This is a genomic window from Paraburkholderia sp. AV2 (genome assembly GCF_054968425.1).
The window spans coordinates 1-10,910 of record NZ_JBANLK010000089.1 but is presented as its reverse complement, the minus strand read 5'-3'; the positions used below and the strand labels follow the sequence as shown (position 1 = coordinate 10,910).

The window sequence follows — 10,910 nt, the reverse complement described above, 5'->3', positions numbered from 1 at the left end:
TAGGTGCCGCCCCGCACAGGGGCAACCCTGGCACACCACCACGAACACAAGGAAATGCCAAAACAGCAAGAACTACGAATCAAACACCCCACGACAACACCAACATCACCTCACCAAGATCTCAAATACGCTCTCAGGCCAGCGCCGACTACCGCTGCGCGCACACCTTCATCAAGTTCGCAACAAAATATATGGCGACCGTGCCAAAGCCGGCGCGCGGCGGCAAGCACAAGAAAACGCCGGCAAGCTAACTCCCCCAGCTTGAGGAGTGTTCAGCTTGCCGGCGCATTTCGCCAAGGATTCCTTATATTATCCAGACCGAACGTCGCAGGATCAATCGGACTGCAGCACGCCGGCATCCGTACGCCGCGCCAGCGCGCGCGGAGCGGTTTCGATCAGGAACATCGAAACGAAAACACCGCATACAAGGCCGCCCAACGCGAACTGCAGCGTGAACTGGATCCCGGCGTGCTGCGCGATATACCCGGCGATGGCGGGCGCCACGCCCCCGCCGAAAATCTCGCCGGCGCCCGAGGTGATGCCGATGGCCGAGGCGACGAGGCCCACCGGCGCCGCTTCGGTTGCGATCGGCCCCGTGAGGACGCCCAGCATGCCGAGCGAAAAGAACGACACGATAAAGAGGATGACGAAGAGCTCCCAGGGATTCGCGCCAATGCGGGCGAAGACATAGAGCGAAATCGCCGCGCCCGCGAACGCGATGACCGAGGTCGGCCGCCGCCCCGCGAAATCCGAGAGACTGGCGAGGCCGAATTCGCCCAGAAAGCCGCCGAAGCCGATGGCCGAGACGACAAAGCCCATGTGCGAGGTGTCGAGGTGCAGGTAGTCGACCAGATAGTTCGGCACCATCGCGCCAATCACGAAGATGCCGGCCATCGCACAGAGCGTCGCCAGCATGGCCAGCACGACGTTGCGGCTGCCGAAGAGCGCGCTCCAGCGCGGCCGGTCCGCATCGCGCACGGTTAGCCCGCCCGCCGGTTCGCTGCGCGGCGCATCGCGCAACAGCACGGCGATCAGCACCGCCACGATCAGCCCCGGGATCGCCGAGACCGCGAACACCCAGTGCCACGACGGCACGACGCGCAGCAGTTGCGTGGCGATGATCGGCGCAAGGCCGAGCCCCATCAGGGCGAACATGCTGAGCTGCAACCCCTGGTTGAGGCCGCGCCGCGACGGATGCGAGGCTTCGCCCACGGCCGCGACGCTGGCCGGCAGAAACGCGCCTTCGGCCACGCCCATCAGCCCGCGAATCAGCAGCAGGCTCAGAAAGCCGCCGGCGAGCCCCGAGAAGCTGGAGAGCAGCGAGAACATCACCATCGCGGCGATCATGATCTTGCGCCGCCCGATGCTATCGGACAAACGGCCCATGGTGATCGAAAACAGACCCCAGGCAATGCTGAGAATGCCGATCAGCGACCCGAGCTGCTGATAGTCCAGGCCGAGGTCCTTCATCATGTGCGGAAAGAGCGGCGCGATCATCCAGCGGTCGAGCCCGACCAGGCCGAAGCCGATGGCCAGCAGGATCAGCGTTGTGCGTTCGTTGCGCAGATCGTGCGCGGCGGAAGGTGTCGTCACCTGGGTCTCCTCGTTGCTATTGGGTTCGATCCATCAAGTTCATTATTCGAACACTTCTTCGATAATCGAACTCGGAGACGTGATCCTAGGAATCTCTACCCGGGATGTCAATCAAGGCTGACCCTCCCTGTACACAATTCGCCATTACATAATTCTTACTTTTCCACGTATACCCCGAGTTTTGGCGCTTGCCCGTTGAAATAGCGAGATAGCTGTATACAATTTGTACACAGCACTCTCTTTTCGGCTCAACGCATGAACGACATCGACGACATTCCTGCCAGCACGCGTGCCGGTTCGTCCGCCTCGCAAACCGTCAAGGCGCAGCTCGGGCTGCGCGAACTGATCCTCGGCGGCGAACTGAGCCCCGGCGAGCGCATTTCCGAACTCGGCGTGGTCGAGCGTCTCGGCGTTTCGCGCACGCCGGTGCGCGCCGCACTCATACGCCTGCAGGAAGAAGGACTGCTCGAACCGATTCCGAGCGGCGGCTATGCCGTGCGATCTTTTTCGGAGAACGAAATACGCGACTCGATCGAGCTGCGCGGGACGCTGGAAGGACTCGCGGCGCGGCTCGCGGCCGAGCGCGGCATCACCCATTCGATGTTTCGCGACCTGCACGATTGCATCGAGGAGATCGACCAGTTGCTCGTCGGCGAGCTGACCGAGGAGACTTTCTCGCGCTATGTCGAAGCGAACCGGCGCTTTCACCGCCTGCTCGCGAGCGCGTCGGACAGCGAGGTCGTGGCGCGGCAGATCGAGAAGGTCGCGACCCTGCCCTTCGCCTCGGCCAGCGCGTTCGTGGTCGTGCAGTCGCTCGACCCGCGCGCGCGCGAAACGCTGATCGTCGCGCAGGCTCAGCATCGCGCGGTGCTCGAAGCGATCGAAAACCGCGAAGGCGCGCGCGCCGAAGCGCTGATGCGCGAGCATTCGCAGATCGCCCATCAGAACCTGCGGCGCGTACTCGACAACCAGCGCGCCATGACGCGGCTGATTGGCGGCAATCTCATTCGCCGTAACGTCCGCTAACGCGGTCGTCGACACCCTGTACAACCGGATAACGGCGTGCCGGCACGCCCTGGAGGAGACGCATGTTCCTGAAAAATACGTGGTACGTGGCCTGTACGCCCGATGAAATCGATGGCAAGCCGCTTGGGCGGCAAATCTGCGGCGAGCGCATGGTGCTCTATCGCGTGGCCGCCGGAACCGTTGCTGCGCTCGAAGACTTCTGCCCGCATCGCGGCGCGCCGCTCTCGCTCGGCCAGGTGCGCGACGGGCACCTGGTGTGCGGCTACCACGGCCTCACGGTGGGCGCGAACGGCAAGTGCGTGAGCATGCCGTGCCAGCGGGTGGGCGGCATTCCGGCGGTGCGCAGCTATCCCGCCGTCGAACGCCACGGCTTCATCTGGGTCTGGCCCGGCGACGCCAGCGAGGCCGACCCCGCCGCGATCCCGCACCTCGAATGGGCCGAAAGTCCCGCGTGGGCCTATGGCGGCGGCCTGTATCACATCGCGTGCGACTACCGCCTCATGATCGACAACCTGATGGACCTCACGCACGAGACCTACGTGCACGCGTCGAGCATCGGGCAACCCGAGATCGAAGAAGCGCCACCGAAAACCGCCGTGAACGGCGACACGGTCACGACCAGCCGTTTCATGCACAACATCATGCCGCCGCCGTTCTGGGCCGCGGCGCTGCGCGGCAACGGCCTCGCGGACGACGTGCCGTGCGACCGCTGGCAGATCTGCCATTTCTCGCCGCCCAGCCACATCATGATCGAAGTGGGCGTCGCGCATGCGGGCAAAGGCAGCTACGAAGCCGATCCGAGCGAGAAGGCGTCGAGCATCGTGGTCGACTTCATCACGCCCGAAACGGAAACGTCGATCTGGTACTTCTGGGGCATGGCGCGCAGCTTCGCCGTGCACGATGCGGCGCTCACCGAATCGATCCGCGCGGGCCAGGGCCGGATTTTCGGCGAGGATCTCGAGATGCTCGAATCGCAGCAGCGCAACCTGCTCGCATGGCCCGAGCGCCCGGTCCTCAAGCTCAATATCGATGCGGGGGGCGTACAGTCGCGCCGCGTGCTCGACCGGCTGATCGAGAAGGAGCGCAGCGCCGCTCCCGCGGCCGTCTGAGGCCACCTTCCCTCAATTGCCTTTACGCCTCATGAAAGTCATCCTCGCCCGCAAGCAATCCGTTGCCACCGATATCTGCGTTTTCGAACTCGCGAGCGCCGACGCCGCGCCCCTGCCGGCGTTCACGGCGGGCGCGCACATCGACGTCCATCTCGACGGCTTCGTGCGCCAGTATTCGCTCTGCAACAGCCCGTCCGAAGGCGGCGTCTACCGTCTCGGCGTGCTGCGCGATCCGGCCTCGCGCGGCGGCTCGACGGCAATGCACGCGCTTGCGCCGGGCGCGAGCCTCGAAATCAGTAGCCCGAAGAATCACTTTCCGCTCGACGAATCGGCCGCGCATACCATCCTGCTCGCGGGCGGCATCGGCATCACGCCGCTCATCGCCATGGCCGAACGGCTGCGCGAGGCCGGCCGCTCGTTCGAGCTGCACTATTGCGCGCGCGAACCGGAGCGTATGGCCTTTCGCGAACGGCTTGCCGAACCGGGTCTTGCGGAGCACACGCGCTGCTATTTCGACAGCGAAGGCCCGAACGCGTGCATCGACCTCGCGCGCGTGCTGACAAAACCCGCTGCCGGCACGCACGTCTATGTGTGCGGCCCGGCGGGCTTCATCGATGCCGCGCTCGGCGCCGCCGCGAGCGCGGGCTGGCCCGAGCGGAACGTGCATCGCGAGTACTTCGGGCAAGCCTCGAACGCTGCCGGCAACACCGACAGCGCCTTTCAGGTAACGCTCGCAAGCTGCCAACGCGTGATCGACGTGCCGGCCGGCACCACCATCGTCGAAGCGCTGCGCGCCGGCGGCGTGGAGGTGCCGGTGTCGTGCGAACAGGGCGTCTGCGGCACCTGCCTCACGCGCGTGCTGGCGGGAGAGCCGGACCATCGCGATCTCTATCTGACTGACGAGGAACGCGCGGCCAACGATCAACTGCTGCCCTGCTGCTCGCGCTCCCGCACGCCGATGCTCGTGCTCGACCTCTGATCCTCGGCGGAAAGCGCGGATCTGCACCTGAACCTTGCTGTCGCAAATCGGCATGAGGTCGGGGCTGTCCTCGCCCACGTCATGGCGGACAGCACGCGCACGGCGCCGGCTTGATACGGACAACGACAGGTTCCGTCAGCGCCGCAAGGCGATCCAGCCGCCCGAGCCGACCGTCACGGGTACCGTGTCGAGCGCGCTGCCCGTGCAGGGTCCGTCGATACAACGGCCGTCTTCGAAGCGGAACAGCGCGCTGTGATGCGCGCACATCAACACCTGCGCGCGATAGCACGAGATCTCGCCGGGCTCGAAATCGAGCGGCACCGAAAAGTGCGGGCACCGGTTCACATAGGCCCACACCGCTTCCCCGCGCCGCACGATGACGACCGGCACGCCCGCCTCGGCGCTATCGATCACCTTTGCCCCGCCGTCGGGAATATCGGCCACCCGGCACACGCCGCTCCCGTCCATCGCTCACACCCTCCGCTCGGGATTGCCGAGGCTCCAGTCCCAGGGACGGATTTCGACGCGATCGAACAAACCCGCCTGCATGTAGGGGTCGTTGCTCACGAACGCCATCACGTCGTCGAGGCCTTCCGCTTCGATCACGAGCAAGGTTCCGTTCATGGTGTCGCCCCGGGGCGCGAGCGTGGGCCCGCCGAGCCGGACGAACACGCCGTGCTGCATGGCACTGCGCAGATAGGTCCGATGGGTGGGACGCACGCGCTCGCGCACCTCGCGCATATCGGGTTTGTCGGTGGCAAAAACGGCAAAGAAGCGTGCCATGGCGTTCAGCTCCATCCAGTGTCCTTCAGTCTTTCATTCGCTTGGCGCCGCCGCGGGGCTCAGCCAGGGGCCGCGCCTTCCCAGGCCCGCTGCAGCAGCGCGCGTATCGCCTCGCGCTCCACGGCGCGGGGGTTCGCATAAGGGTTCCGGCAGGCAAGATCGGCCGCTTCGTCGAGTCCCGCTTCCGGCATGCCCATTGCACTCAGCGCCGCCGGAATGCCGAGCGCGCGGTTCAGCGCGTACAACAGCGGACCCGCCTGCGCGGCCTCGCTGCCGCCAAGCGCGCGCGCCACGCGCGCAAGCGCTTCGGGCGCCGCCGTATGGTTGTAATGCGCCGTATGCGGCAACAGGGCCGCATGCATGGGTGCGTGCGGCAGATTGAACGTCCCGCCCAGTGTGTGGCAAAGCTTGTGATGCAGCGCCATACCCACTGCACCCAGGCACGTGCCGGCGAGCCACGCGCCATACAGCGCGCGGCTGCGCATCGCCTCGTCATCAGGATTGCGAACGATATACGGAAGCGCCTCGCCGAGCGCGCGGATCGATTCCTCCGCCATCAGGCTGATGATGGGATTCGCGTCTTCCGCGTAAAGCGCTTCGACCGCGTGCGCCATCGCGTTGACGCCCGAGGCCGCCGAAATGGATGCCGGCAGCGACAGCGTGAGCGACGGATCGTAGATCACCGTGCGCGGCAGCACGCGCGGATCGCGTCCGGTGCGCTTGAGGCCGCCCTCGGTGAGACCGTAGATCGGCGTCATCTCCGAGCCCGCATAGGTGGTGGGCACCGCCAGGATGGGCAGCGACGATTCGAGCGCGATCGCCTTGCCGAGCCCGATGGTCGAACCGCCCCCTACGGCCACGCAGCAGTCGGCGTCGAGCGCGCGAGCGGCTGCGCACGCGGTGCGCGCTACTTCCACGGGCACGTGCATGACCGCTTCGGCGTGCACGCCGACGGCACGCGTACCGAGTGCGCGCGCCACCTCCTCGGCCAGCGCGCGCTGCTCGGGTGTCGCCAGAATCAGCGCGCGCCGCGCGCCAAGGCGCTCGACCTCCTCGGGCAAGCGCGCGAGCGCGCCCCATTCGAACACCACGCGCGAGGGCATCCCCTGCCAGACGAATCGCTCCATGGCGGCCTCAGCGCTTGAAGTGCGGCGGCACGTTGCCGTCCACGTTGACCCAGACCGAGCGCGCTTCGGTGTAATCGTGCATCGCCTCGAAGCCCATTTCGCGGCCGTAGCCCGACTGCCCCACACCGCCAAACGGACTACCGGGGTTCACGCGCTTGTAGCAGTTGATCCAGCACATGCCCGCGTGAATCTGCCCGGCCAGTCGATGGGCGCGCGACAGATCGCGCGTCCACAAGCCGCTGCCGAGTCCATACTGCGTGCCGTTGGCGATGGCGAGCGCCTCCTCGTCGGTGCGAAAGCGCAGCACGGTGACGAACGGACCGAACACTTCCTCCTGCGCGACGCGGTCACACGGGCTCGCGGCCTCCACCACGGTCGGGCTCACGTAATAGCCGTTGGCCAGTGCAGCATCGCGCGGCGCGCTGCCGCCCGTCAGCACGCGGCCACCCTCCTCGCGCACCACGTCGACGAATGCCAGCACGCGCTCCTGATGCTGCTTCGACGTGAGCGGTCCCATTTCCGTTTCGGGATCGAGCGGATGGCCGACACGAATCGACGATGCGAGCGCAACGAAGCGTTCGAGGAAGGCATCGGCAATGCGCTCGTGCAGGATGAGCCGCGAGCCGGCAATGCAGGCCTGCCCCTGGTTGTGAAAAATCGCCCATGCGGCGCCGTTGATGGCGGCGTCGAGATCCGCATCGTCGAACACGATGTTGGCGCCCTTGCCGCCCAGTTCGAGCTGCACGCGCTTGAGGTTGCCCTGCGAGGCTTCGACGATGCGCCGACCCGTCGCCGTCGATCCGGTGAACGCGATCTTGCCCACGCCCTCGTGCTCCGCCAGCCGCTGCCCGGCGGTATGCCCGTAGCCCGCAACGATATTGACGACGCCCGCGGGAAAGCCCACTTCCGCCATCAACTCGACAATGCGCAGCGTGGAAAGCGGCGTGATCTCGGAAGGCTTCAGCACGACCGTGTTGCCCGCGGCGAGCGCCGGGCCCATCTTCCAGCTCGTGAACATGAGCGGGAAATTCCACGGCACGATCTGGCCCACCACGCCGATGGGCGCGCGCTGCACGTAGTTCAGAAAGCCCGTCTCGACGGGAATCACAGAGCCCTGCAGCTTGTCGGCCATGCCGCCGAAGTAGCGGAAGCATGCGGCCGTGCGCGGCACGTCGAGCGCGCGCGAGTCGCGGATCGGATGGCCCGTGTCGAGCGATTCGAGCTGCGCCAGTTCCTCGGCGTTCGCCTCGATGGCGTCGGCGAGGCGCAGCAGCAGGCGGCCGCGCTCGGCGGCGGGCAGCGCGGCCCACTTCGGAAAAGCGCGTGTGGCGGCGGCGACGGCGAGATCGACGTCGGCGGCCGTCGCGGCCGCGATCTTCGTGATCCGCGTGCCGTCGTGCGGATTGAGCACGTCGATCGTGCCGCCTTCCACGGCGTCGGTGAAGCGGCCGTCGATGAAGAGTTGCGTTTGCATGAAGGGTCCTCGGTGAATGCGGGCGAGCGGCTGGCTTTAGAAATCGACGGGATACGGCTTCAGCTCGCCGCTTTCATAGCGTTTGGGCAGATTCGGCGTGGCGTTTTCCCACACCAGCAGCATGGAGCGCTTCGTCGAATAGCCCTGGTGGCGAATGTCGGCCGGCATCGCGCAGATGTCGCCCGCCCGCATCGTGATGCGCGCGCGCGGCGCGCCGGTGTTCTTGTCGCCGATATCCCAGACGATTTCATCGGAGAGCTGAAGAAACCACTCGACGCGATCGTTGCCGTGAAAGACCGGCAGGATGAATTCCTCGGTGGTCGGGCAAAAGAGGCTCTGGCCGCAGACCGACGTGACGGACGGGTTCCACGTGACGTCCGAGCGCGAGAGGTACTTGAAGAGGTTGAACGCGTGCAGTTGCCCTTCGAAGCCGGGCTCGACGTGTACTTCGGGCTCGTCCTGGGGCACGTCGGCGAAGGCGCGGTTCACGGGCAGATCGTCGCGCAGCGGCGAGTCGCCTTCGAGGCCCGGCATGCGGCGCGTGGCGATACGCGTGCGCTCGATCGCGGCGTCGTTGTCGCCGTGCTTGCGGCCGAAGGCCGTGCCGGTTTCCTCGGGCGCCGCGAACGGATCGAAGCCTTCGTTGGTCCAGTCGTGCAGGATCGCCTTGAAGGTCGCCATGATGGCCGGCGTCTCGAAGGTTTCCATGTAGTCCACGCCGGCTTCCTTCATGATGCCGTTGAAGGAGCCCGCATAGATGTCGACCTTGCCGTAGTGATTGCGCGTGCCGAACACGTGGTCGAAGTTGACCCAGCCGTAAAAGAAGCCCCAGGCGACGTCGCGCATCATGGCGCGCAGGAATGCGTCGGCCGGCACGGCGTGCGTGCGGGTCTGGCCTTTCGCGGGCCAACTGATCTTCACGAAGTACTCGTCGCGCTGGAATTCGAATCGGCCGAGCGTGTAGCGGCGATAGCCGGTCACGGCGTCGGGCTCGCCTGCCTGCACGAGGTCGGCGGCAAAGCCTGTTGCGGGCAGGTTGGTTTCAAGGGTTGCCATGGTTTGTCTCCTGATGGGGTCGCTGAGGTAGTCGCTCAGTGCAAACAGATATCGGCCCACTTCTGCACCGAAAGCGCTCCGATCATCGTCTGCACGAGCGCGACCCCGGCCTTCGGCGCGTTGAAGCGATACGCGCAGCCCGCGGGCAGCAGTGCCTGATGGCCGCGGCGCAACACGACATGGCCCATCGCGCGGCCCTGCGGAGCCTCGCCCGCGAGGACGGTGCCCGTGCTGCCCGCGGGCGGCGTGTCGAGCTTGATGAAGTCGATGCGCGCCTCGCCGTCCATCAGGATGACGAACTCATCGTGCGCGCAGGCGAACCAGGGCGACTGCCCCTCGGTGCGCAGCACCTCGATCACGTATTCGAGATTCTTGCCGGCCACGACCTTCTCGTAGGGCGCCGACTTCGCTGCGACTTCGAAGATGTTGGAAAAGACGTAGTGGCTGGCGGAGCCACTGGTGATTTCGATCTCGCCCTTGCGGTACGTCTCGAGCGAGCCGAAGTTGGTCTGGAACGACGAGGTGGTCATTGCTGTCTCCTTTGCGACGATTCGAAAGTGTCGTTGGAGACAACTTTAAGAGCGCAACGGAACCGCAACAACCGGCGACGCAACGATTACGGCATTCGCGCTTCGCGAACAATCCCGCCGATTGCGCCCATCGCGCCGTTAGCGCACCCAGCCGCGTTCGAGCAGCGGCAGATCCCACACCGGCTCGGGGCCGAGGTATTCGGCAAGAAATTCGACGAGCGCCTTCACCTTGAGCGCCTGTCGCTGCGTTGCGGGATAGACGGCCGCGAAGCTCAGCGGCGCAAGCGCGTAGTCGGTGAGAATCGGCACGAGCGAGCCGTCGAGCAGCGCGGCGCTCGCCACGAGCGTGGGCAGGCACACCACGCCGCCGCCCGTGAGCGCGTAGTCGCGCAGCAGGTGCACCGAATTCGAGCGGATCATGCCCGGCAGTTCCATCTCGACGACCTCGTCGCCGCGCGTCATGACCCAGCGATTGCGCGAGGGATAGCCCGAATAAAGCGCCGTGGTGTGCTGCAGCAAGTCGCGCGGATGCTGCGGTGCGCCATGCTCGAGCACATAGGCGGGGGCCGCGCAGAAGAGCCGCCGCACGGCGAAGAGCTTCCGCTCGATCAGCGATTCGGAGATGGGCGGAAAAATCTGGAACGCGACGTCGAAGCCCTCTTCGATCGGATCGACCACGCGATCGTTGACGATCACATCGAGCTGAATGCCCGGATAGCGGCGATTGAACTCGGCGAGCGCCGGCCCGAAATGACCGAGCGCGAAGCCAGGCAACATCTGGATGCGCAGGCGGCCCGTGGGCGTGGCGCGCAGTTCGCGCATCTGGTCGGTCAGTTCGTTGACGCGCCCCACCACTTCGGCGCACTCGCGATAGAACGCCTCGCCCACTTCGGAAAGGCGTACGTGCCGCGTACTGCGGTGAAAAAGCGGCGCGTTGACGAACTTCTCCAGTTGCTGGATGCGGTTCGTCACCACCGAACTCGTCACGCCCAACTGCCTCGCGGCTTCGGCGAAGCTGCTCGTCTCCGCCACCCGCACGAAGGCTTCGATGCTCAAAAAGCGGTCCATTCTGTTCCCTCGTCCCCGTGTTTGGTCTCCCAGCGCTCAGTGTATACGCGGGGCCGGGGGGGGGGGGGGGGGGGGGGGGGCGGCCGGGCGGGGGGGGGGGGGGCGCCGCCCCCCGCCCCCCCCCCCCCGCCCCCGCCGCGGCGGGGGGGGGGGCGCCCCGCGGGG

General features: G+C 66.2%; 12 protein-coding genes. 4 read left to right on the top strand and 8 right to left on the bottom strand.

What is annotated here, in order from left to right:
* On the top strand, positions 1 to 251 hold a 251-nt coding region (locus V8683_RS30805; RefSeq protein WP_462880727.1), incomplete at its 5' end, for a hypothetical protein.
* An 82-nt stretch (positions 252 to 333) separates the two neighbouring features.
* Here V8683_RS30805 and V8683_RS30800 read toward each other — a convergent pair.
* On the bottom strand, positions 334 to 1,593 hold the full coding sequence (locus tag V8683_RS30800) for an MFS transporter (protein WP_411191030.1): 1,260 nt from the start codon (positions 1,591 to 1,593) through the stop codon (positions 334 to 336).
* A gap of 255 nt (positions 1,594 to 1,848) precedes the next feature.
* Here V8683_RS30800 and V8683_RS30795 point away from each other — a divergent pair, with 255 nt between their 5' ends.
* The 3 genes from V8683_RS30795 (at position 1,849) to V8683_RS30785 (ending at position 4,707) form a co-directional block, all read left to right on the top strand.
* Positions 1,849 to 2,619: a GntR family transcriptional regulator gene (locus tag V8683_RS30795; protein ID WP_411191031.1), complete on the top strand. Its 771-nt coding sequence runs from the start codon at positions 1,849 to 1,851 to the stop codon at positions 2,617 to 2,619.
* A gap of 62 nt (positions 2,620 to 2,681) precedes the next feature.
* A complete protein-coding gene (locus V8683_RS30790; protein ID WP_411191032.1) occupies positions 2,682 to 3,728 on the top strand; it encodes an aromatic ring-hydroxylating dioxygenase subunit alpha in 1,047 nt (348 codons plus the stop codon).
* Positions 3,729 to 3,759: 31 nt separating this feature from the next.
* Positions 3,760 to 4,707, top strand: a complete 948-nt coding sequence (locus V8683_RS30785) for a PDR/VanB family oxidoreductase (protein ID WP_411191033.1) — start codon at positions 3,760 to 3,762, stop codon at positions 4,705 to 4,707.
* A 135-nt stretch (positions 4,708 to 4,842) separates the two neighbouring features.
* Here the strand turns inward: V8683_RS30785 and V8683_RS30780 are convergent, their stop codons facing one another.
* The 7 genes from V8683_RS30780 to V8683_RS30750 all read right to left on the bottom strand — a co-directional run bounded on the left by V8683_RS30780 (position 4,843) and on the right by V8683_RS30750 (position 10,745).
* Entirely contained in the window at positions 4,843 to 5,175 is a 333-nt protein-coding gene (locus tag V8683_RS30780) for a Rieske (2Fe-2S) protein (protein WP_411191034.1), read from the bottom strand.
* Positions 5,176 to 5,178: 3 nt separating this feature from the next.
* Positions 5,179 to 5,490, bottom strand: coding sequence for a YciI family protein (locus tag V8683_RS30775; protein WP_411191035.1), 312 nt, complete (start codon positions 5,488 to 5,490; stop codon positions 5,179 to 5,181).
* 59 nt (positions 5,491 to 5,549) lie between these two features.
* Positions 5,550 to 6,617, bottom strand: coding sequence for a maleylacetate reductase (locus tag V8683_RS30770; RefSeq protein ID WP_411191036.1), 1,068 nt, complete (start codon positions 6,615 to 6,617; stop codon positions 5,550 to 5,552).
* Positions 6,618 to 6,624: 7 nt separating this feature from the next.
* Positions 6,625 to 8,091 (bottom strand): aldehyde dehydrogenase family protein, encoded by a 1,467-nt coding sequence (locus tag V8683_RS30765; RefSeq protein WP_411191037.1) that lies wholly within the window; start codon positions 8,089 to 8,091, stop codon positions 6,625 to 6,627.
* A gap of 36 nt (positions 8,092 to 8,127) precedes the next feature.
* Positions 8,128 to 9,147 carry a hydroxyquinol 1,2-dioxygenase gene (locus V8683_RS30760; protein WP_411191038.1) on the bottom strand — a complete coding sequence of 340 codons (1,020 nt, stop codon included), beginning with the start codon at positions 9,145 to 9,147 and terminating at the stop codon, positions 8,128 to 8,130.
* 35 nt (positions 9,148 to 9,182) lie between these two features.
* A complete protein-coding gene (locus V8683_RS30755) occupies positions 9,183 to 9,677 on the bottom strand; it encodes a cupin domain-containing protein (protein ID WP_411191039.1) in 495 nt (164 codons plus the stop codon).
* Positions 9,678 to 9,815: 138 nt separating this feature from the next.
* Positions 9,816 to 10,745, bottom strand: coding sequence for a LysR family transcriptional regulator (locus V8683_RS30750; protein WP_411191040.1), 930 nt, complete (start codon positions 10,743 to 10,745; stop codon positions 9,816 to 9,818).
* Positions 10,746 to 10,910: the final 165 nt, after the last annotated feature.